The organism is Methanococcoides mangrovi (assembly GCF_052057775.1).
Classification (GTDB): Archaea; Halobacteriota; Methanosarcinia; order Methanosarcinales; family Methanosarcinaceae; genus Methanococcoides.
The window spans coordinates 1,447,035-1,469,754 of the sequence record NZ_CP195121.1 but is presented as its reverse complement, the minus strand read 5'-3'; the positions used below and the strand labels follow the sequence as shown (position 1 = coordinate 1,469,754).

Genomic DNA, 22,720 nt, shown 5'->3' with positions numbered 1-22,720 from the left:
AGATAGCAAACAATACTTTTATAACGCCTAACACGTTTTGTTGTCTTAGATCGTGAAAGAGTAATTGGTGATACTTCTATGAGCAAAAAGATCGACTACCGTGAACTTGGATTGAAATGCGGACTTGAGATCCACCAGCAACTGGACTCAAAAGAGAAACTTTTCTGTAAATGCCCTACTAAGATACGGGACACGGATGAGTCGAACTTTGAATTCTTCCGTTACCTCCGCCCCACTGCAAGTGAGATGGGAGAGACCGACAGGGCTGCACTTGAGCAGACAAAGGTCAACAGGAAGTACATCTACAAAGCATACGATACCACCTGCCTTGTGGAGAACGATGAGGAACCACCACGTGAGATTAACAAGGAATCACTGGACATCGCGTTGTCCATTGCAAAACTGCTCCACATGATACCTGTAGAGCAGCTTCATGTAATGCGAAAGATCGTTGTCGACGGGTCAAACACCACCGGTTTCCAGAGAACCGCTTTCCTTGCAGGAGGCGGACACCTGGATACATCCGAAGGAGCCGTGGGAGTCGATGTCCTCTGTGTTGAGGAAGAGGCTGCACAAAAGATAGAAGATCAGGGCGATTCCATCATCTACTCACTTGACAGGCTTGGAATCCCGCTGGTCGAGATCGGTACAGCACCTGACATCGTATCACCATCCCATGCAAAAGAAACAGCTGCCAACATTGGTATGATCCTTCGTTCCACCGGTAAGGTAAAGAGAGGACTCGGCACCATCAGGCAGGATGTTAACATCTCCATTGCAGAAGGAGCACGTGTGGAGATCAAGGGTGTCCAGGCACTGGACCTTATCGAGACCATCGTAGAAAGGGAAGCAGAGAGGCAGGTGAACCTGCTTGAGATACGCAGGTCCCTTCTGGAAAGGAATGCAAGCGTTCATGATGAGATCTTTGATGTGACCGAGCTCTTCAGCGAAACAGAATCAAAGGTCATCAAGAAAGCTCTCAAGAAAGGGAAAGTACTGGCAGTCCTCCTGCCCGGATTCGCCGGACATGTGGGAATGGAAGTACAGCCGGGAAGGCGCCTTGGTACTGAATTCTCCGACCGTGCAAAGACCTCCGGTGTCGGCGGTATATTCCATACCGATGAGCTGCCAAACTATGGCATAACCGAAGAAGAGGTCGCATCATTGCGTGAGTTCGTCGGTGCAAAGGAAGGCGACGCTGTCGTAATGGTCGCAGACAATGAGAAACGTGCACGCGGTGCCATGGAAAGTGTACTGATACGTGCACAGGAAGCCCTTGAGTTCGTCCCTGAAGAGACAAGACGTGCACTTCCTGATGGTAACAGCGCTTACATGAGACCGCTTCCCGGTGCATCAAGGATGTACCCTGAGACCGATGTTCCGCAGGTGGAGATCAGCAAAGAGTACTTCGAGGCTGTCGAGATCCCGGAACTTCTGACCGAAAGGGCAGAGAGGTTCAGCAAGGAATACGGACTCAACGAGGAACTTGCAGAGAAGATCGTATATTCACAGCACCTCCCGCTGTTCGAGGAACTAATGGAAAGGTTCAGAAATGACAAGACCATCACTGCAACACTTATTGTAACAACGATCACAGGACTTGTCCCAGAGCTCAAACGTGACGGGGTGGATGTTGCCAACATTACTGATGAGCATTTCAAAGAGACATTCGAGATAGTCTCAGACGGAGAAGTTGCCAAAGAAGGTATCGAACAGATACTTCGCCATGTTGCAAAGAAACCTAAGGCCAATATAAGGGACAGTCTGGAAGAGCTCGGACTTACAGCCATAGACACCTCAGAGATCGAGGAGTTCATAGCAAAAGTGGTTGCAGAAAGACAGGACTTTGTAGCAGAAAAGGGTTTGGGAGCCGTTGGCCCCCTCATGGGAATAGTCATGGGAGAGTTCCGTGGCAAAGTTGACGGAAAGGTACTCAGTGAACTCCTGAAACAAAAGATTAATGAGCAAATTAATGCATAATATATTATAGATATTATGATAATGGGAAGGAATCACACGGGGATATTGGTGTTAAAGATAGCATTGATAGCTTCAATACTGCTGATAGCATCTTCAATGGCTGGTGCTGTAACAGTAGAGAAGACAGAACAACTTACCTTTGAAATAAACCAAAGAGCACCTGCATGGAGTCCTGACGGACAGCTCATCGCCTATTCTTCAGAGCAGGCCATCTGGATCATGAATGCTGACGGATCTGAGCAGAAAAGGATATACGATACCATCTCATGGGAAGGAGAACCTTCTTTCAGTGCTGATGGAAAGTTCATCTACTTTGCTACAGAACATGTCCAGCCATTCTCATCCAATTTCATCAGCATCCGGGTTGTGGAAATCGCAGAGAAGAGCAACAGTTCACAAGTAGGGAAATCTACTGCCGATAAAAGAGCACCTGTGATGAGCCCTGACGGAAAGAAGATCGCGTATCTTTCAAAAGCTGCAGGAAATTATGATATCTGGGTAATGAACCCTGATGGGACCGGAAATATGCAACTTACTGATTCTGATGCTGATGAAGGGGCACCTTCCTGGTCACCTGATAGTGAAACACTTGTATACTCAATGAAAGGCAACATCTGGAAAGTTGGCACCGGTAGCAATGTCCCTGTTATCCTCAGAAATGATACATTTGAGAATACCCATCCGGTATTCAGTCCCGACGGATCAAAGATAGCATTTGTATCCGACAGGTCAGGGAATATTGACCTGTGGGTTATGAACACAGATAGTAAGGGACTTCAGCAGCTCACATTCAGGAATTCTACCCAGACATACCCTGCATGGAGTCCGGCAGGAGATAAAATTGCATTTGCATCCAACGAAGGTGGTGACTACAATATATGGACGGTCACACTTTCAGATACTGATGCTCCGATCGAACTGGGAGATGACAGAGAACTGATAGTCGTAGAGGAAGAGATCAGTATATTGGAGAAACTGGAAGACTTTGCAAGAGAATCACCACTGAGGACACTTACTATATTGTTTGGCGCTTCAGTGATAATGATACTGTTCTTCCTGAGGAATTTCCTGAAAGGACTGGACTAACAGTCCTTTGACCTTTCTTTTTTATTGTTATCTTATATTGCCCTTATAGCATACAAAAGAAAGCTTTTGAAGCATAATCTGTTTTGAAATCCACATATTCCATCGTAACGCTTATAGCCTATTCCTGACATGTATTCGCAGGTTCGGATGATGTCTGCAGTAATAGGATTAGAAGATGGAACAATTTTAAAAGGTACTGGTTTCGGTGCCGAAGGTATCGTTTGCGGAGAACTTGTTTTTACTACCCAGTACACAGGATATGAGGAGTCGCTCACCGACCCTTCATACGCTGGTCAAATATTAATGTTCACGTACCCTTTGATAGGGAACTATGGTGTCAATGATGAGACCTTCCAGTCCGAAGGCGTAAAGGCTGAAGGGCTTGTGGTAAGAGAAGCATGCCCTTTCCCAAGTCACCATCTTTCAACACGTAATGTCTACAAGTTGATGGAGGATGAAGGCAAACCGGGTATATCCGGAATTGACACACGTATGCTCACCATAGGTACCAGGGAGCATGGTACCATGCGTGCTGCACTGATAAACGGCAGTGACGATGGTGAGGAAGCTGTCAGGCTTGCAAGAGAACAGCCTGATATCTCAAGCCTTGACCTTATCTCAAGAGTCACCTGCAAAGAGCCTTACACAATCAAGAGTAAGATCAGTACAGGCGATAAAAAACATGTTGTGCTTCTTGATCTTGGTATGAAGAAGAACATCTCTGTAAGCCTTTTGAACAGAGGTGTGGATGTAACAGTAGTGCCTGCCAGCACACCCACATCTGTGATCGAGGACTACAACCCCGATCTGCTTTTCCTTTCCAACGGTCCGGGAGATCCTCAGAATGCACAGAATGCTATCAATGTTGTAAAGGACCTGGCAGGAAGCATCCCGATCTCAGGCATATGCCTCGGACATCAGGTCATCTCAAGGGCACTTGGAGCAGATACATATAAACTTAAGTTCGGACACCGCGGAGCAAACCAGCCAGTCAAGGACCTGGAGACCGGAATTGTCCACATCACATCACAGAACCACGGCTTTGCCGTTGACGGTGACTCTTTTGACGGCACCGATGTGACTGTGACACAGATCAATACTAACGATAATACAGTAGAAGGTATCGAACACAACGATCTTGACATCTTCAGTGTCCAGTACCATCCGGAAGCAAATGCCGGACCAAGGGACACTGAAAAGATATTCTTTGGAAAGGTTATGAAAGCTATGGGAGGCAGGGTATAATGGCAAAACGAACAGATATTAAGAAGATCCTGCTGATAGGTTCCGGGCCTATTATGATCGGACAGGCAGCTGAATTTGATTTCTCAGGAAGCCAGGCCTGCAGGTCACTCAGGGAAGAAGGATATGAAGTGGTCCTTGTAAATTCAAATCCGGCAACCATCATGACCGACCCTGAGATGGCAGATGCGGTCTACATTGAGCCCATCGAGGCAAAGATCATTGCCAAGATCATCGAGAAGGAACGACCTGACGGTATCATTGCAGGTATCGGAGGACAGACCGGACTGAACATCACCAGCGAGCTTGCTGACCTGGGAGTTTTCGAGAAGTTCAATGTCGAACTGCTTGGAACATCCCTTGAAGCCATCAAGAACACCGAGGACCGTGAGCTCTTCAAGAAGAAGATGGAAGAGATCGGGGAAAAGGTCCCGAGAAGTGTAGCAGTTTCCACACTGAAAGAAGCTGAAGCGCTCATTGACGAACTCGGACTTCCGCTTATCATCCGCCCTGCATACACCCTTGGTGGTGCCGGTGGCGGTATCGCATACACAAGAGAACAGCTCCTCGAGATCAGTGAAAGAGGACTGCGCCGCAGCAGGATCAATCAGGTACTCATCGAAGAGAGCGTACTGGGCTGGAAAGAGTTCGAATACGAGGTCATGCGTGACTCCAACGACACATGTATAGTAATATGTAACATGGAGAACCTCGACCCGATGGGAGTTCACACCGGTGAGTCCATTGTGGTAACACCATCCCAGACACTGAACGATGTAGAGCACCAGATGCTGAGAACAGCAGCTATCAAGATCATTCGTGCTTTCGGGATCGAGGGTGGATGTAACATCCAGTTCGCTGCCAAGGACGGCGAATACAGGATCGTTGAGGTCAATCCACGTGTATCAAGGTCATCAGCACTTGCATCAAAGGCAACCGGTTACCCGATTGCCAGGGTAACAGCCAAGATCGCTATCGGTATGACACTTGACCAGATCCTCAACGATGTCACCAAGAAGACACCTGCATCCTTTGAGCCGACCATCGACTACGTGGTCACAAAGATCCCAAGGTGGCCTTTCGACAAGTTTGTGACCGCGGACAAGACACTTACAACCGCTATGAAGAGTACCGGCGAGGTCATGTCCATCGGACGTACCATCGAGGAATCACTCCAGAAGGCAGTCCGCTCCCTTGATATAGGTATGAAGTTCGGAAGCAAGACATGGGACGAGGCAGAGGCCAGAACACTTCTGAAAACACCTACCAGTGAAAGGTTGTTCGTGATCTTTGATGCATTGAAGAACGGTATGAGCGTTGAAGAGGTCTCAGAACTTTCAGGTTATGATATATTCTTCGTAAAGAAGATCAACAACATCGTCGAAATGGAAAACCAGCTTGAGAACGGGCTTTTCACAGATGAGCCGGACATTGAGATGCTCAGGTCTGCCAAGCAGATGGGATTCACCGATGACAGGATCGCAGAACTGACAGGCAGGACCCGTGAGGAGATAAATGACCTTCGCCGTGAGAACATCAATGTTACCTACAAGATGGTAGATACATGTGCTGCAGAGTTCGCTGCAGAGACTCCATATTATTACTCATGCTATGAGACCATGTGCGAAGACCAGCCAAGTGACAGGAAGAAGATCCTGATCCTCGGTGCGGGTCCTATACGCATCGGTCAGGGTATCGAGTTCGACTACTGTACCGTCCACGCTGTAACAGCCATCCGTGAGGAAGGACTTGAGGCACATATCATCAACAACAACCCTGAGACGGTATCAACTGACTACGATACATCCGATAAGCTGTTCTTCGAGCCGCTGACACTCGAGGATGTCATGAACATTATCGAACGCGAGAAACCATACGGTGTGCTGGTCCAGTTCGGTGGACAGACATCCGTGAACCTCGCTATGCCTCTCCAAAAGGAACTCGACCGTCGTGATGACATCGATACGATAATCCTCGGAACATCCCCTGAGGATATCGATATGGCAGAGGACAGGGAGAAGTTCAACCTGATGATGAGCAAACTTGGAGTTGCACAGCCGGAAGCAGGTTATGCAACATCCGAAGAAGATGCCATAGAGATCGCATCACGCATCGGATATCCTGTGCTTGTCAGGCCATCATACGTTCTCGGCGGACGTGCAATGGAGATCGTCTATGAGCAGGCGGACCTTGAACGTTACATGATAGAAGCAGTTCGTGTCTCCCCTGAGCACCCGATCCTTATCGATGACTTCCTTGAGGGAGCAGTTGAGATCGATGTGGATGCTGTCTGTGACGGAAAGGACGTTCTCATCGGTGCTATCATGGAGCACATCGAGGAAGCAGGTGTTCACTCCGGTGACTCTGCATGTGTGATCCCGCCATACTCACTCTCCGAGGAAACACTGGCAACAGTACGTGATTATACCCGCAAGATCGCACTTGCGCTCAACGTAAAGGGACTCATCAACCTCCAGATGGCAGAGCAGAACGGCAAGGTCTATGTGCTTGAAGCGAACCCACGTTCCAGTCGAACGATCCCATTCGTATCAAAGGCTGTGGGACTTCCACTCGCCAAGATCGCTGCGCAGGTCATCATCGGTCACACACTTGAAGACCTTGGATATACAAACCATGATGAGACACCTGTGGAATACTACTCCGTCAAGGAAGTATTGCTCCCATTCGACAAACTGCCAGGCGCAGACCCTGTGCTCAGCCCTGAGATGAAAAGTACCGGAGAGGTCATGGGAGTTGACTATGACTTCGGACGTGCTTTCTTCAAGGCACAGCTCAGCGCTGACAACATCCTGCCGCTGAGCGGTTATGTCTTCCTTTCCATCAGAAAGAACGACAAGGAAGGATTTGTCGAGGTCGCACGCAAGCTGCAGGATGCGGGACTCAAGCTGATAGGTACCAAGGGAACTGTGAACTACCTTGCTGAGAAGGGCATCAACATGGAAGCAGTGATGAAAGTTCATGAAGGAAGCCCGAATGTCATCGATATGATGCGCAGGGATGAGGTCGCACTTATCGTGAACACTCCGACCGGAAGGCAGTCACGAAAGGACGGATATCGCATCCGCCGTGCAGCAGTGGACTTCAAGGTGCCATACATCACCACCATCCAGGCTGCAAGGGCAGCAGCAGATGCAATTGTCTCAATGCAGAAGGGAGAACTTACCATAAAGTCCATCAATGAGTATCACAAGGATATCGTCAGGGACTAATTATCATTTAAGGAACGATTTAACATGTCAAAGAAAGTAGTACTTGCTTATTCCGGAGGACTGGACACATCCATCTGTATCCCGCTCCTCAAAGAGGAATACGGATATGACGAAGTCATAACAGTGGCAGTCGATGTAGGACAGCCAAAGGAAGATGTTGCTCAGGCAGAGGAGAAGGCAAAGAAGATCAGCGACCTCCACTTCACACTTGATGTCCGAGAGGAGTTCGTGAACGATTACATCTTCCCTCTTATCAGGGCCAATGGTGACTACGAAGGCTATGTAATGGGAACATCCATCGCACGTCCTCTCATCGCAAAGAAGGTCGTCGAGATCGCTGAGCAGGAAGGTGCTGTTGCACTGGCACACGGCTGTACCGGCAAGGGTAATGACCAGCTCCGTTTCGAGGCAGTGTTCAGACTTACCGACATGGATGTCATTGCACCTATGAGGGAGATGAACCTCACGCGTGAGTGGGAGATCGAATACGCTAAGGAGCACGGCATCCCTGTAGGTGTCACCGCTGCAAAGCCATGGAGCGTTGACGAGAACATCTGGAGCAGAAGCATCGAGGGTGGAAAGCTCGAAGACCCCGGATACATCCCACCAGAGGAGATCTACAAATGGACAGCTTCCCCCGAGGATGCACCTGACGCCCAGACCATCGTGATAGGTTTCCAGAACGGTGTGCCGGTCTCACTTGACGGTGAGAAGATGGGCGGTGTTGAGCTCATCGAGAAGCTGAACGTCATTGCAGGCACACACGGTGTAGGACGTACTGACATGATCGAGGACCGTGTCCTCGGACTTAAGGCACGTGAGAACTACGAGCACCCTGCAGCAACCGTACTCCTTGCAGCACACAAGGACCTTGAAAAACTGGTCCTTACAAGAGCTGAGCTCAAGTTCAAGGCAATGGTTGACGAACAGTGGTCCGAGCTTGCATACTACGGCCTTGTGGACGAACCACTTTACGATGACCTGAACGCATTCATCGACAACACACAGAAACGTGTCAATGGTACCGTTACTGTGAAACTGTACAAGGGAAGCCTCACAATCCTTGCAAGGACATCCCCGGCAGCACTCTACTCAGAGGAGCTTGTATCCTTCGATGGAACCGCCATCGACCAGAAGGATGCCGAAGGATTTGCAAAGTACCATGGATTCCAGGCTCGCCTGTTCAGGAAGTTCGTAGACCAGAACTGAAATTAATTACTCGTATGCTATTGTCGCATACGAACTTTTTTTTCTTTCTATTATTAACCTTGATTTGATCCTACCCCTAACGTCAGTTCTTTTTAATTAGTATTATCAAATGTTACTGATTATACATTACATAGTTCAAATTGTCCTTCGAGATAGTTCGAATTTCTCCCTATATAGAAAGTCAGGGGATATATACAAAAAAAATAATATGGCAAAGAGGTTTTACACTAATTTTGCACAACAGATTGAATTCAGAAAGTTGCTTTTTCTAAAATCGTACTTTTTTTAGATCATAGCAATCTCTACTTTTATTACTAGTTTGGGTAAACAAAGTGTACAATTATATTTATATACAACAAGATTCCCCATTGATATGGGGAGTTAAGTAATTACTCTCAATGTGATTTGGGGTTAGAATATGACAGGAAAAGAATGTAATCTATCATTAGATGAGCTTCTGGAGTTTGAAGGCGTAATAGCAGCTGGAATTTTTACTTCTGAAGGAAAACTTGTGGACTATAAATCCAAAACTGAAATGCCCGAAGATATGGCCGAAATGACAGCTAAGTTCTGTGGAACTGTGAACACGATGTTTGATACTTTGGCCAGTGCATACTCCCAACTCTACGATATGAAATGGGTACCTCGACATAACTGGATGTACAGCGGCGGCGAGTGGACAGTTGTTATTTCAGGTACAAGAGGAATTTTTGTCGAAAGCTCTAAGGCAGATATAAAGAAGCTGCTTGTAGCTCTTGGAGTTTGTTAATATTTACCTAGGCATATACTGCTAGCCATTTTCGGCTAGCTAATTTTTTATGACCATTAACTTGCTTAACAATTACATTCTTTTTCAACTTCATAAGCATGGCATTTAGCAAACCTTGTTTTGATATTCGATGCATTTTTATCAAATATTATTTAATGAGTATATTGTAAAATTTGCAACTAATGCAAATTAAACCAATTTGAAAGGATAGAATAATAATGGTAGCTGTAGTTAACAAAGACGAATGTGTTGGATGCGGAGTATGTGTAGATGACTGCCCTGCAGAAGCAATTTCAATGGACGGCGAAAACATCGCTGTAGTAGATGCTGACGCATGTACTGAATGTGGTATATGTGTGGACTCCTGTCCATCCGAAGCAATCTCAATGGAATAAGCAGGCTTATTCCATTCATCTTTCTATTTTTATATTCAGTAGTTTGTTTCCAATTCCTGTTCTACCTGTTGGTTCAATTCTTATTGTCCTTAAATTTAGCAGTGGAGTGCCGGCCGTCACAGAATGGTTTATTTCCAGATTCACCGCATCTGCAGAGAGCATAATGGTCCTGGGTTTCGGGTACTGAACCATCAGGATCATCAAACCTGACCCCGGTAACATTGTAAGGTCCATCTTTCAGAACGAAAATTTCCGGACCATGGGAATAATCCTTATGCAATTCCCCATTAACAGTATAGCTCAATGCGCCGGAAGGACAGGTCCTGATGAGCTTTGCAATCTCCTCCGGGTCTGCAGCATCCGGGTCTGCCCAGGGTTCATCGCCCTTTCTGAAAACAGAAGGCATATTACGAACACAATGGCCCACGTGAGAACATACATCCCTGTTACGATGAATGGTAATATGTTTTCCGACGTAAGTATCAACCCTGTCGGGAACACGGTCTTTATCTTTTTCTCCGGAAAAATCGTTCTCTAAATGCGTTCCATCACAAAATGGCATATTTTTTGACCCACCGCATCTGCAAAGTGCCATAACAGGTTTTGTCTCGATGAAAACACCCTTTGAATTCCTGAGTGCCTTAAGGTCTTTCACAATATATGGTCCATTTTTTGATACTTTTATTGAAGGTCTGACTTCTTTCTCCACTCACACACCTCTGTAAAAAGAAATCTGTGTTAATCGGATTTCTTATTTTTGTAAGGAACATTTTTTGTAAAAAATTCAAGCAAATTATTAGACCTTCAGCTATCACCCATTCAGGAAAGCATCAAGCCTCTTCATACCTTCCTCGATATTCTCCAGACTGTTAGCATATGAGAACCTGATATACCCTTCAGCGCCATCCCCGAAATCAATACCCGGAGTAACAGCAACACCTGCTTCATTCAGTATCTTCCTACTCATTTCGAGGGAATCAGTTCCAAATTCACTGGCATCAGCAAGCACATAGAACGCACCCATTGGCTCATACCCTACCCTGAAACCAATATCCTTCAGCCTCTTCAGCATGTACTTCCTGCGTTCGTCATACGTCGCCACCATTTTGTCAACATGATCCTGAGGTCCGCGAAGCGCAGCGATACCCGCCTCCTGTACAAAGCTGTTGGCACAGATGAAGAAGTTCTGCTGGAGCTTTTGCAGTACCCTCATGCAATCAAGCGGTGCGATAAGATAACCAAGACGCCAGCCTGTCATGCAGTACTTCTTGGAGAATCCATTGAGGACAAAGGCATTGTCAGTATATTCCAGAATGCTGTGGTCCTTTCCGCCATAGATCAGACCCTGGTAGATCTCGTCCGAGATTATCGGGATATTGCCCTGGGTTTCCGCTATTTCTGCGATCCCCTGCATCTCCTTTGATGACATCACATAGCCTGTGGGATTGGAAGGGCTGTTGATCAGGATAGCACTGGTCTCAGCATCAAGTTTCTCGGATACAAGCTCAGGGGTCAGGCCAAAGCCGTTCTCTTCGGATGTGTATGCAAAGTTTGGTCTGCAGTCAAGAGCACTGACAAAGTTCGGATAGCATGCATAATGAGGATTGGGAAGGAGACATTTCTCCCCCTGATCCAGAAGTGCCATGAAGGTCAGCATCAGTGCAGGACTTGTTCCGGAAGTCACAAGCACCTGCTCGGGAACAAGATTTAATCCGAAGCGGTTGTTGTAATCGTCCACTATTGCACTTCTCAGCTCAGGAAGTCCCTGGCTGTGGGTATAGCGGGTGTTGCAGGATGCAAGGGACCGGTTTGCTGCATCGCAGATGTGTGGTGCTGTGAGAAAATCCGGCTCCCCTATCTCAAGATGGACGATATCCCTGCCGTTAGCTTCCAGCTTCTGGGCGCTTTCAAGCACTTCCATGACATAGAAAGGGGGTATGTTCATGGATCTTTGGGATAATGACGAAGAAGGATGTTGATGTGACATATTATAGCTCCTGACCCCTGGTTCCTAAGTATTTAATTAACATGTATCTAAATTTTATATAAGGATAACTTACTCGATATGTAATAGAAGATGATCTTCTATTTAATATCCTGAATAAACATAATTTGAAATCGAATCTAAAGTGGATGATCAAGATATGACAAAGATAACCGTGGATTCTGCAATATGTGGGTTCACCCATACAGTAACCGGACATCTGGATGGTGACAGGATAATCATCGATATCGACAGCCCATGCGAAAAGATCAGGGAAATATCACATCTGGAAGTCCCGATGATGGAAATATTCGGTATTGATGACAATTACGTCATCAGAAAGGCAAAGGAAGCAAAATGCAGTTCTACATGCCTGGTCCCCTGTGCAGTACTTCACATGTGCAGCCTGGAAGCCGGATTTATGTCAAAGAACCTTGCAGAAAGTTCAGGAACTATCAGTATAAATTTTGAACCTGAATAACCCCTGCCTCCGGTCATATCTCCGATCAGTCATCTCCTTTCACAGGCACATGGCAATACTCCCTTTCATCGGCAAGGCATGCCTCGTATAGCTGTTCACGAAGGTCCGGCATCGCCGAAAGCGCACGTGTCCAGTCAGGCATGAGCACATCTGAAGGATGGGCAAGATAATCTTCACCTGCTCTCGTGATCACATGTGCGAACATATCAACATAAAGCTCTTCCTCATGCCTGTTATAATAAAGACCATTACAGAGGGCATCAGCATGATACCTGCGTATCAGGTCCTGACCAAGGCGTTTATATTTCACATGAATGCCATGCAGGTAAGAAGGTGAGATTACATGGTCTGTGGATTCCGTAGTGATCCTCATAAATGTAGTGAAAATATCACCGACCATTTTGCAAAGTCCCTCGGACCTGTTGCCACCTATATCCTGATGCTTGTGGTCATAATATCCAAGATCGGTCTGGCAGACCTTTTTAGTTGTTGCATTTCTGTAAACCTCTGCAAGAAGACCTACTTCAAGTCCCCAGTCCGCAGGGATCCGTATGTTCATTGCAAGGTCACTGGTCATGGCAAACTCACCTGCAAGAGTGTAACGGAAAGCAAGCAGATATCTCAGGACATCCGCCTGTATGTCCATCTGCAGAGTGTCAAGCAAAGGACGTATAAAAAGCCTGAAAACACGACCATGCATGGTCTTATTTTCCATGTTTATCCTTGCATAATACCCTTTATTGAAAAAGAAGTTCAGTTCTGGTTCCACAACAGGATATAATAATTTTGCAGGGAAGTCTTTCGAATAAGTGACAATGTCAGCATCGTGATATGCAATAGCATAAGAATCAAGGGTCGCGATACCCGTAGCCAGCCAGACATCCTTACCTTTGCCTTTAAATGAAGTAATGTCTATTCCCATCTTTTTCATCGTGAACAGGATGTGCTGGATACGGGGACCATCACACCATACCACGAGATGAGGAGTTTTCAGTTCCCTGAAAAATTCCACCACATGTACATATTCTTCCGTAGTCTCAGCCGCAAGAGCAATAACTACCTGATTAAGGCAGGTACACTCATTGAGATTAGAGATTATGTTCTTAAGAGGAGGATTGTTTACCTCCTCATATAATATGGGAATGATAAGTGTTGAAGGTCTGCGGGATTTTAGTTCGTCGATCCTTTTTATAAGTTTTTCTTTATCAATACTGAAATCATGAATTGTTGTGATGTATTCCTGGTAAAAATCCATTTAACTCCCCAATTGATCCGGTAATTCGTTAAGTGCTCATAACCAGGTGAACAGTCAGTAAGAAACGCATTCCCCCAAATGCAAATACGTTTCCCCATTCCCTTTGTATGATAAGTTTAAATACATATATATAGAACATTCAATATAAGCTTTTATACGAAAGTGAAATGTAAAACTGGCAACCGCTCACTAAAATGACAACAGAGAGCTTCATTTTTTAAAAATGCCAGAAGGGGGGTAAACTTTCTTGGGATATATTGTATTTACAGACCTTGACGGAACTCTGGTGGACCATGATACTTATTCATACGAAGCAGCACGACCTGCACTTAACCTGCTGAAGCAAAAAGCCATACCACTGATATTCTGTACCAGCAAGACACGCGCCGAGCTTGAAGTATACGTTGAGGAACTGGACTGTCACCATCCATTCATATCTGAGAACGGGGGAGGGATATTCGTTCCGGAAGGGTATTTTGACAGCGATGTAAAATTTGACCACAGGATCGGGAACTATAACGTCATAGAACTTGGCACAGGTTATTCCATATTGAAAGATACTCTCGTTGAGATCAGCAAAAGCTCCAGTATTGAGATTATAAATTTCGGGAATATGACCGCAGAGGAGGTCAGTAAGGATACAGGTCTTGATCTTCGCTCTGCCGAGCTTGCAAAGATACGGGAGTATGACGAGGTATTCAGGATAATCGATGAGACCGAAGAGAAAGCCTCTAAGATGAAAGAACTTATCGCGGCTGCAGGGTACAACCACACAAGAGGAGGAAGGTACTGGCACATCATCGGGAATAACGATAAGGGTAAAGCGGTCAGAATCCTGAGCGATATTTACAGACAGCAGTTCAATGACATTACTACTATTGGTCTTGGTGATAGCCAGAACGACCTGCCTATGCTGGAGTCTGTGGATATACCCGTACTTGTACAAAAGCCAGGAAGCATACATGACCTATCCATAACTGATCCGAATATAAGGCGCGTAGAGGGTATCGGGCCTTTAGGATGGAATAAAGCGATCAGTGATCTGATCGGGAAAGATCAGTAATTCAGTGAAGAGTAACTAAAGGGGGACATTGATTGATACGAATTGAGAATATGATTTCAAGGGCCTTTTTGATAGGGATCATCAAAATGGTGGATAAGAACGGAGCCCAGAACGCACTGGAGTGGCTCCGCGAGATAGGGGAGGAGTTGGCTGAGATCGAAGGACCGGGGTTTGAAGGTGCACGCGAGAATGATGTGAACTATTTACCTGTATGCCCGTTCGCTAACACACTTCTTGATTTCATAACGATATACGGGGAGAGACCTTCACAGTTCATAGAGCTTGTTAACCTTTCCAACAAACAGATGATGGAAGCAGAGGACGGGTGGAAATACCCTGCACTTACAACTGTCACAGGAATACTTCATCACAGCTACATCAGGAGACGTGGTGAACTGGCCGGTGTTGAGCTTCTCAACGTAGGGTCAAGATGCCCACGGACCAACAACATAGTCTACAACGAGAAAGCCCTTGAAAAGGCAAATATGACAAAAGAGGAAGTTGACACATATCTTGAGAAAGCCTATTACGTTTGTAAGATAAACCATCTTGAAAAGGAGTGAATTCTTTGAACCTGATCGAAGCTGAAAAACTATATGAGAACAGCGTTAAGATCCTTAAGAACAACCAGCACGAAAAGGGAGGTTTCTATGCCAGCCCCCCGGGAACACGTTATCCGTTTATCTACCCAAGGGACCACTCGGTGGCAATACTTGGATGTATTGATGCCGAAATGCTGGACGAGGCCCGAAGGGGTCTTGAATTTGTATTGAATTCACAGAAACCACTGGGAGAATTTTCCCAGAGATATGATATTGACGGAAATGATGCCAGCTACAAGGACCTGCAGATCGATGGGAACGGCCTTGTACTTTATGCAATGGGCAAATATTTCGAAGCAACAGGTGGCCTCTTCTTTGAATCAATGGCTGACAGGGTCTTTGTGGAAAAGCACTGGGAAACCGTCAAAAAGGCCGTAGAGTTCATACTGATGAACAAGAACGAAGAAGTGGACCTGATCCATACCGTTAACAGTATCCATGAATATCCTGCCTATGAACATGGATTTGAGATATATGCCAACTCAGCATGCTGTGCAGGAATAGAGGCAGCAGTTAATATGGGAGAAGCTCTTGAAGAAGATGTAGACATATGGAAAACAGAAGCCGGAAAGATCAGGGAAGCTATTCTCACCCGCATGTACAGCCCCCGCAGGCGTTCGTTTATCAAATGCATACGCGTAAAAGAGAAAAGCAGTAACCCTATCGGATATGATGCCTTTGCATCAAGCGTCATCGATGTTGATGTTGTGGAATACGCGCCTGCATACTTTGAGCTCATAGGCCAGCATGACATCAAGAACCGTTATACTGTCAGGAGGATACATGATAAACTCTGGGATAAGGAGATCGGGGGTTTGAACCGCTATCCTGAGATGTGGGACAGGAACAATGGCGGATATGGCCCCTGGTGTCACTTCACATGCCAGCTGGCGAACCACTACATTGCTATTGATGACGAGGATATGGCAGAGATGTACCTGGGCTGGGTGGTTGACATGGCACACAACTACCAGTTACCTGAGCACATTTCGACCATCGAAAGGTTCGAGATGTGGTATGAGGACTACACCAACGCAAAGATCCTCAGGGACAGCAAGCTCACCATGATAGAGAATATCCGAAAACATCCGAAATGGAAGGATGGAATGGCATACGTAACGATACCCCTGATATGGCCTCATGCAGAGTACATAAGAGCCTACAAGAACTATATCGAGAAATTTGGGTAAGATCGGCATTCCGGATGATACTGAGATCACTTCTTTGCTTGAACTGTTCCATCATCGAAGTGACTGATTTGAAATATTGGACAAATCAAGGCATTATGTTGATCGGTAGATCAACAAATGCCCCCAATATTCTTTTTTAATTACTTCATTCGTCTTCTATAGGAGATACAAGACTGAAACTCTCCACATCGAAAAGACCCATATCTGTAAGTCTCAGGGATGGGATCACAGGGAGAGCTATGAAGGAGTGTGTAATGAAAGGAGCAGGTAGATCGCAGCCAATGCTCTTAACTGCCGTGTGCAATTCGTTCAGCCTCTTTTCGACATCTTCAACAGGAAGAGTGCTCAGCAGTCCTGCGAATGGAAGTTCAAGTTTTGCCACCACCCTGCCATCGCTGACAACGCAGATACCCCCATTCATCTCACGGATCGTATTGGCACATAATGCCATGTCCGAATGGTTATCCCCGGTAACAACGACGTTATGGCTGTCGTGGCCTATGCTCTGGCCGATGGCACCGTTCTTTATGCCTATTCCCCTGATGAAGCCAAGACCAATGTTGCCATTCTTACCATGCCTCTCGATCACAGCAACGCTCAGGATATCATTATCGAGATCAGGGACCAACACCCCCTCGCCATCTGAATGAAGAGTGGCAGTTTCTTTTTCCGTGAGGATAAGGTCAGGCAGGACGCTGATAACTGAGACCCGATAATCCCTGTCGGGATCTGTTTTTAGCTGCAGGTCAGATGCATCGATCTGCGGGAACCTTACAGTGTCAAAGACAAGATCGGGATATTCATAGGAAGGTGAAAGGCCATCAACAAGCTTCCCCGCTGCATAGACAGAATCTATCCTGAACGTATCAAGATCATCGAGTATTATCAGATCGGCCTTCCTGCCAATGGAAATGGAACCGACCAGATTATCAAGATGATAGTGCTTTGCGGTATTGATGCTTGCCATGCAGATAGCATCCATAGGAGAGAGTCCCATTGCTATGGCCCTCCTGACGATCACATCCATATAGCCTTCCATAAGGTCTGAGGGGTGCTTGTCGTCGGTGACGAAGAATACATTATCAAGAGATATACCCTCCCCGATCAGACGTGGAAGGAACCGATCAAGGGATTTGGCCGCGGAACCTTCCCTTATCATGAGCTTCATTCCAAGACGCAGTTTCTCAAGGGCCTCTTCGTATTCAATGGATTCGTGGTCCGTGGATATTCCGGCTGCCATATATCCCCACAGCTGTTCTCCGGAAAGTGCAGGACAGTGACCATCGATCACGAGCCTTTCCCTGAGTGCAGCCCTTATCATGGACAGCTTGTTCTCATCCCCGAACAATACACCGGGATAGTCCATCATCTCGCCAAGGCCAACCACATTCTCGTTAGCGATCAGGGAATCGATGTCCTCTGCGCTGATCGCTGCACCGGCTGTTTCAAAGGCAGTTGCCGGAACGCATGATGAGATCGACACAAAAGCATTCAGAGGCAATGATGCAGCTTCTTCAAGCACCAGTTCAATACCCTTCCTGCCAAGGACATTGGCTATCTCATGAGGATCGATAACAACAGATGTTGTACCGTGTTCAAGGGCAGGTACGGAGAACTGGCTCAGGGTGACCATGCTGGATTCAAAATGAACATGACCGTCGATAAGCCCCGGACAGATGTAGCGACCACTTGCATCGATGACCTGGGTATCATCACCCTTCAGGCTTGAAACATCGCCGATGCCTACAATATAGCCGCCCTTGACCGCAATGTCCCTGTCAAGTATCTCTTTCGTGTTAACATTAATGATATGACCGCCGGTAAAGATCGTATCTGCCTTTACCTCGCCTGTGGCTGCGAGTATCCTGTCCCTTATATCCATGGCAGGTTTTTTGGATTTACAAAGTATAAGGACGTTGCGCCATAGGAATCAGGAATAGCAATAGGAACAGGCATTAAGAAAGAACAGGAACCTGTAAACTCGAAAACTTCAGTACAAACAGCATGTACCACAATCTCATTTCCAGAACTGCTTGTTCTTGGCATAGTTCCTTTCTGCGGCCATGATGTCCCTGTAGAACGCTTCCTCGTCCACACGCATCTTCTCGATCACACGGGAAGCGGTCTCCGGACCGATCCCACGGCTTGCAAGGGCTATGACAGCAAGTTTCCCGTTGGCCATAACAATGCTGGCATTACGATATACCTTCTGGATGCGTTTCACATCTTCCTTTGCAGTTACCTTATCCTGTTTGCGGACAAGCTTGATCTCTTCCTCTTCCCAGGGCTTGAGTGCAGCAACCATTCGGGAATCACAGACCGGGCACACGATCTCATCGGGAACGTTCATGACCTTCCTGCGTGATACCCAGGTCTTGCAGTGAACGCAGAACAGTATTATCCTGTCATGCATGATCCTGTCCTTTAAGGCAAGTACGATCGAGCGGTCAGCTTTTTCCGGTGCCACAAGGTCACGCCTCATTGCAAATCCTGCCGATCCGATGGGTGTCGGAACAGGACTTACCAGTATCACCATCTCCTCTGAAGCTATCCGGGCAAGCACTTCCCTTGCCTGGTCCACATCCAGCATGTTGTGGAAGATCTCACGCATGACCTCATCGTACATGGAAGTTCCCTTGTAGATCTCAAGCAGCTTTTTCATGCTGATGCGGTCATAATCGATATCCTTGCTCAATGCACCGAACTTGCGTGCCACATGGACCATCTTCCACTTCATGACGGAAGTGTTCTTCAGGGTCATCTCAATGATAGGCTCGATGTGCTCAGGCTTGATATCGTAGATCATCTCCTGGATGTGCAGGGCTTTCGTACGCCTTGGGAGCTGCATCCTTATCCTGTAAGGATCGATCTCCTGGGTCACACTGCTGCCGAAACGTGCAGCAAGAAGAGATGTAATGACCTTTCCTATGGTCTCGTTGGTAGTGTGCCCGAAACAGGAATTGATGATCACAGCCTCTCCTTCATCCTCTATAACGATGGTATCATTATCAGGAACCGGGCAGCCTTTTGAAAGATGTTCTTTTATCAGCTCTATGACCTCAAGTGCACTGTGGATATCAACAGGATAATCTTCCATCAATGCTTCTGCGATCTCTTCATCGGTTTTCCCATCATGCAGCAGGAACGATATCCTGAAACGGATCCTTCCTACTTCCTGCGCCACTGCGAAGGGGACCGGGATCTCTTCACCTGTCCAGCTCGGGATCTCTCCCATGGTCCTTACAGGCTCGACCTTTATACGGTCCCGGTCGGTGTTCATCTCAATGACACGCCACATGTCACCCTTGGTGATGAACACTGCACCGGGAGATGCAAAGTTGACAACGAAAGCCTCATCCAGCATTCCCACGGACCTGCCGGAAACAATATCGTAGATCTCGAACTTCCTCTCATCAGGTATCATTGAGAGGTTGTCATAATAATACTGCCAGCTCTTCTTTCGCCTGCTTATGACACTGGAACCCTCGTCACGCCAGACCATCCTGTAATCTGTTACCTGGTTCACAACACGTTCTAGCTCTTCTATGGTGAGGTCCCTGAAAGGGTATGTACGCTTCAGAATGGAATGGATCTTCCTTATCTCAACATCCCCAAAATCGATCACCATTCCGGATATCTGGTTCGCCACGACATCCAGTGAACCGCTATGAGGCGTTATATCCTCAACCTCACCTTTCATTGCAGCCTTTGTGATCGCCATGCTTTCAAAGATATCATCGGAACCCATTGCAAGGATAGTACCACGGGAGACCTCGTGTATCCTGTGTCCTGCTCTCCCCACACGCTGGAGCAGGCGGGATACCTGTCTGGGGGAGCCATACTGGACAACGTGGTCAACTTTACCAATATCGATCCCAAGCTCCATTGAAGAGGTACATATCAGGCCCTTTATGTCACCTGCCTTGAAGGATTCCTCAGCTTCGATACGTGCATCAACTGAAAGTGAACCGTGATGCACCCCAATGGAAGCTTCAAGGATCTTGAAACCTGATGCAAGGGCTTCTGCACTCTGTCGAGTATTAACGAAAATAAGAGTTGACAGGTGGCTTTCCACGATCTCACGGATACAGCGCAGATGAGATGCGAACTCCGGCTCACAACCGATCTTTTTCCCGATAGCAACATCCTCATCTGTGATCTGCGGACTTACCACATTGAACTCAAGCAGGCTTATCATGGAGACCTGAACAACGGAAACATCCCTTCCTGAACCTACAAGGAACTGTGCGACCACATCGGGATTTCCCACGGTGGCTGAAAGTCCCACCCTGAGGAACTCTCCGGATATCTCCACAAGCCTCTCAAGTCCAACTGCAAGCTGTGCCCCTCTTTTGGAGGATGCCAGCTCATGGATCTCATCAACCACAACGTAACTGACACACTCAAGGTTCTTCCGCAGACGCGGGCCTGTGAACATCGCCTGAAGTGTCTCAGGTGTTGTGATCAGAAGATCAGGAGGATTGCGGGATTGCTTTTGCCTTTCATAAGGGGAGGTGTCACCATGGCGCACCTGTACGGTTATTCCAAGCTCCTTACCCCATGTCTGGATACGTGTGAGCATATCGCGGTTAAGAGCTCGCAATGGCGTAATATAAAGAGCAGAGATACCTGTGCGCCCTTCTTCGCTTTTACGAAGGATGTGATCGAACATGGGAAGGATCGCGGATTCAGTCTTACCTGAACCGGTAGGAGCTATCAGGAATGTGTGCTCTCCTGCAAGGATATGCGGGAAGCACATCTCCTGGGGTTTGGTGGGAGCTGTGAAGCCCATTTTCTTAAGGGCCTCCTGAATGGCAGGATGGAATGCATCGAACTGATTGCCAAAGCTCATTTTCCAGTCTCCTTTGAACCTTTCTGTCTGGAACGGTTATCCCTTTTGTTCTTATTGGTCCTTTTACCCCGGCCGCCTTTGCTCCGACCCCTGCCGGATTGTGTCTCTTCCAGTTTCCTGATGTTCTTCAAAATTCCAAGATATGTACCATCCAGCAGATAAATGTCAGAGTGATCGATATCCAGTGCACCGGATGAGAAGATCGGTCCAAGAAGATCGTCAAGCATTGATTCATTGAAAGCAACACCACCACAGAGTTCGTTGAAGGCCGGGACCACTACGACATCGGGATCTGACCAGCCATCACTTTCCTCAGAGAGATCGGCACTCCTGAAGTGGTCTGCAAGAACCTCTCTTTCAAACCGTGCCCTTATCCAGACCTGCTCCACAACGGAATAACCCATGGCATCGGTGAAACGAACTGTAGGATGATTATGAGCAACAATTACATGTTCAGCAGACAATAGTTCTAACGATGGCCATGTGTGACCATGGAAATATCCAACTCCATCAATGATATCACCACGTGCAGGGTAGATATTCACGTCACTCTCCGGTGGTAACAGGAACTCTATCCCTCCATCATGGTTTCCTGGGAAGATGTCAACCGTTGCCCTTTCTGCAAGCTTTCCTATGAAATAAGGTATCTCATCCCTCTCCTGCCAGGATACCTGCGGCACATTGTGTTTTACATCACCCAGAAGTACGATCCTGTCAGGTTCCACCTGATCCACAAGGGCCATGATGCGCTCAAGACGCTGCTCGATCTGGCTGGGTATTGAAAAGCCGCTCCTGTAAAGGTCCCATTCGATCCCGAGATGGATATCTGCAAGTACAAGGGCCTTTGTATCTGATGTTACCACAAGGGCAGGTTCATTGATAACAGGTTCAACAGTTATGCTCATTGTTCTTTCTGTCCCTCTCTGCTCAGGGCATCTACCTTTTCCTGCAATTCCTTCATAATAGACTGCATCTCACGCATTTCCTCATGCATCTCCACAAGGCGGTTGTACATGGGACTTCGGTTATCCTTTACAGCCTGTTCCTGCGAGAACTTCTGCTTGCTCGGGAAAATATAGACATATGTCAGCCACATTCCTATGAAGGCTACGGCGAACATCCCCAACAGGAAGATGGAATATTCCGGGAATATGGTCCTTGCAAACGAATCACCGGAGCTGTAATACTGAAGACGGGTGATCATAATGAAATTAAGGATGGAGAACAGGAACATGGTCTCGCCTACAAGGATAAGGATGCCTCCAAGCCGGGTGGAAGTTGCCCTCTGTTTGGGGATCAGTCGTTCAAGCATTGTTTACCTCATTGAATATTGTTGATCTCGGTTTCCGGTAATGTCCTCACAACTACTGAATTGATATCAC

General features: G+C 46.9%; 18 protein-coding genes. 11 read left to right on the top strand and 7 right to left on the bottom strand.

Annotated elements, in window-relative coordinates:
- The first annotated feature begins 78 nt into the window (after positions 1 to 78).
- The 7 genes from gatE (at position 79) to ACR3I3_RS07435 (ending at position 9,911) form a co-directional block, all read left to right on the top strand.
- A complete protein-coding gene (gene gatE, locus ACR3I3_RS07465) occupies positions 79 to 1,980 on the top strand; it encodes a Glu-tRNA(Gln) amidotransferase subunit GatE (protein WP_440951638.1) in 1,902 nt (633 codons plus the stop codon).
- A 45-nt stretch (positions 1,981 to 2,025) separates the two neighbouring features.
- A complete protein-coding gene (locus ACR3I3_RS07460) occupies positions 2,026 to 3,066 on the top strand; it encodes a hypothetical protein (protein WP_440951637.1) in 1,041 nt (346 codons plus the stop codon).
- A 147-nt stretch (positions 3,067 to 3,213) separates the two neighbouring features.
- Positions 3,214 to 4,311 carry a glutamine-hydrolyzing carbamoyl-phosphate synthase small subunit gene (gene carA, locus ACR3I3_RS07455; RefSeq protein WP_440951636.1) on the top strand — a complete coding sequence of 366 codons (1,098 nt, stop codon included), beginning with the start codon at positions 3,214 to 3,216 and terminating at the stop codon, positions 4,309 to 4,311.
- Positions 4,311 to 7,538 carry a carbamoyl-phosphate synthase large subunit gene (carB, locus tag ACR3I3_RS07450; protein WP_440951635.1) on the top strand — a complete coding sequence of 1,076 codons (3,228 nt, stop codon included), beginning with the start codon at positions 4,311 to 4,313 and terminating at the stop codon, positions 7,536 to 7,538. Before carA ends, carB begins: the two co-directional genes overlap by 1 nt.
- Positions 7,539 to 7,562: 24 nt before the next feature.
- Complete coding sequence (locus ACR3I3_RS07445) at positions 7,563 to 8,747, top strand: argininosuccinate synthase (protein ID WP_440951634.1); 1,185 nt, start codon at positions 7,563 to 7,565, stop codon at positions 8,745 to 8,747.
- A gap of 418 nt (positions 8,748 to 9,165) precedes the next feature.
- Entirely contained in the window at positions 9,166 to 9,516 is a 351-nt protein-coding gene (locus tag ACR3I3_RS07440; RefSeq protein WP_440951633.1) for a DUF2173 family protein, read from the top strand.
- Between the two features lie 218 nt (positions 9,517 to 9,734).
- A complete protein-coding gene (locus ACR3I3_RS07435) occupies positions 9,735 to 9,911 on the top strand; it encodes a 4Fe-4S binding protein (RefSeq protein WP_440951632.1) in 177 nt (58 codons plus the stop codon).
- Between the two features lie 73 nt (positions 9,912 to 9,984).
- Here ACR3I3_RS07435 and ACR3I3_RS07430 read toward each other — a convergent pair whose 3' ends face one another.
- The gene (locus tag ACR3I3_RS07430; protein WP_440951631.1) at positions 9,985 to 10,620 is read right to left on the bottom strand and encodes a CDGSH iron-sulfur domain-containing protein; all 636 of its coding nucleotides are present in this window, start codon (positions 10,618 to 10,620) and stop codon (positions 9,985 to 9,987) included.
- Positions 10,621 to 10,722: 102 nt separating this feature from the next.
- Entirely contained in the window at positions 10,723 to 11,856 is a 1,134-nt protein-coding gene (locus ACR3I3_RS07425) for a pyridoxal phosphate-dependent aminotransferase (protein WP_440951630.1), read from the bottom strand.
- A gap of 199 nt (positions 11,857 to 12,055) precedes the next feature.
- Here ACR3I3_RS07425 and ACR3I3_RS07420 point away from each other — a divergent pair, with 199 nt between their 5' ends.
- Positions 12,056 to 12,376, top strand: a complete 321-nt coding sequence (locus tag ACR3I3_RS07420; protein WP_440951629.1) for a DUF6951 family protein — start codon at positions 12,056 to 12,058, stop codon at positions 12,374 to 12,376.
- A 25-nt stretch (positions 12,377 to 12,401) separates the two neighbouring features.
- Here ACR3I3_RS07420 and gpgS read toward each other — a convergent pair whose 3' ends face one another.
- Positions 12,402 to 13,631, bottom strand: coding sequence for a glucosyl-3-phosphoglycerate synthase (gene gpgS / locus ACR3I3_RS07415; protein WP_440951628.1), 1,230 nt, complete (start codon positions 13,629 to 13,631; stop codon positions 12,402 to 12,404).
- 247 nt (positions 13,632 to 13,878) lie between these two features.
- Between gpgS and mpgP the strand changes: the two genes are divergently transcribed.
- Genes mpgP through ACR3I3_RS07400 form a run of 3 tightly spaced genes read left to right on the top strand, consistent with a single transcriptional unit; the run spans position 13,879 to position 16,486 of the window.
- Positions 13,879 to 14,694, top strand: a complete 816-nt coding sequence (mpgP, locus tag ACR3I3_RS07410) for a mannosyl-3-phosphoglycerate phosphatase (RefSeq protein WP_440951627.1) — start codon at positions 13,879 to 13,881, stop codon at positions 14,692 to 14,694.
- A 32-nt stretch (positions 14,695 to 14,726) separates the two neighbouring features.
- Positions 14,727 to 15,257 (top strand): hypothetical protein, encoded by a 531-nt coding sequence (locus ACR3I3_RS07405; RefSeq protein ID WP_440951626.1) that lies wholly within the window; start codon positions 14,727 to 14,729, stop codon positions 15,255 to 15,257.
- Between the two features lie 5 nt (positions 15,258 to 15,262).
- On the top strand, positions 15,263 to 16,486 hold the full coding sequence (locus tag ACR3I3_RS07400; RefSeq protein ID WP_440951625.1) for a glycoside hydrolase family 15 protein: 1,224 nt from the start codon (positions 15,263 to 15,265) through the stop codon (positions 16,484 to 16,486).
- A gap of 145 nt (positions 16,487 to 16,631) precedes the next feature.
- Here ACR3I3_RS07400 and ade read toward each other — a convergent pair whose 3' ends face one another.
- The 4 genes from ade to ACR3I3_RS07380 form a co-directional block, all read right to left on the bottom strand.
- Positions 16,632 to 18,368, bottom strand: a complete 1,737-nt coding sequence (ade, locus tag ACR3I3_RS07395) for an adenine deaminase (protein WP_440951624.1) — start codon at positions 18,366 to 18,368, stop codon at positions 16,632 to 16,634.
- 135 nt (positions 18,369 to 18,503) lie between these two features.
- On the bottom strand, positions 18,504 to 21,338 hold the full coding sequence (locus tag ACR3I3_RS07390) for a DEAD/DEAH box helicase (protein WP_440951623.1): 2,835 nt from the start codon (positions 21,336 to 21,338) through the stop codon (positions 18,504 to 18,506).
- Positions 21,335 to 22,243 (bottom strand): metallophosphoesterase, encoded by a 909-nt coding sequence (locus tag ACR3I3_RS07385; protein WP_440951622.1) that lies wholly within the window; start codon positions 22,241 to 22,243, stop codon positions 21,335 to 21,337. The genes ACR3I3_RS07390 and ACR3I3_RS07385 overlap by 4 nt, the downstream gene beginning before the upstream one ends.
- Complete coding sequence (locus ACR3I3_RS07380) at positions 22,240 to 22,650, bottom strand: hypothetical protein (protein ID WP_440951621.1); 411 nt, start codon at positions 22,648 to 22,650, stop codon at positions 22,240 to 22,242. The genes ACR3I3_RS07385 and ACR3I3_RS07380 overlap by 4 nt, the downstream gene beginning before the upstream one ends.
- Between the last annotated feature and the right edge of the window lie 70 nt (positions 22,651 to 22,720).

Bases quoted from the DNA above. Each gene is read 5' to 3' on its own strand.
- ACR3I3_RS07380 (WP_440951621.1), bottom strand. From the start codon at position 22,650: ATGCTTGAACGACTGATCCCCAAACAGAGGGCAACTTCCACCCGGCTT.
- ACR3I3_RS07445 (WP_440951634.1), top strand. From the start codon at position 7,563: ATGTCAAAGAAAGTAGTACTTGCTTATTCCGGAGGACTGGACACATCC.
- ACR3I3_RS07435 (WP_440951632.1), top strand. From the start codon at position 9,735: ATGGTAGCTGTAGTTAACAAAGACGAATGTGTTGGATGCGGAGTATGT.
- ACR3I3_RS07420 (WP_440951629.1), top strand. From the start codon at position 12,056: ATGACAAAGATAACCGTGGATTCTGCAATATGTGGGTTCACCCATACA.
- ACR3I3_RS07425 (WP_440951630.1), bottom strand. From the start codon at position 11,856: ATGAACATACCCCCTTTCTATGTCATGGAAGTGCTTGAAAGCGCCCAG.
- carA (WP_440951636.1), top strand. From the start codon at position 3,214: ATGATGTCTGCAGTAATAGGATTAGAAGATGGAACAATTTTAAAAGGT.
- gpgS (WP_440951628.1), bottom strand. From the start codon at position 13,631: ATGGATTTTTACCAGGAATACATCACAACAATTCATGATTTCAGTATT.
- gatE (WP_440951638.1), top strand. From the start codon at position 79: ATGAGCAAAAAGATCGACTACCGTGAACTTGGATTGAAATGCGGACTT.
- ACR3I3_RS07440 (WP_440951633.1), top strand. From the start codon at position 9,166: ATGACAGGAAAAGAATGTAATCTATCATTAGATGAGCTTCTGGAGTTT.
- carB (WP_440951635.1), top strand. From the start codon at position 4,311: ATGGCAAAACGAACAGATATTAAGAAGATCCTGCTGATAGGTTCCGGG.
- ACR3I3_RS07390 (WP_440951623.1), bottom strand. From the start codon at position 21,338: ATGAGCTTTGGCAATCAGTTCGATGCATTCCATCCTGCCATTCAGGAG.
- ACR3I3_RS07385 (WP_440951622.1), bottom strand. From the start codon at position 22,243: ATGAGCATAACTGTTGAACCTGTTATCAATGAACCTGCCCTTGTGGTA.
- ade (WP_440951624.1), bottom strand. From the start codon at position 18,368: ATGGATATAAGGGACAGGATACTCGCAGCCACAGGCGAGGTAAAGGCA.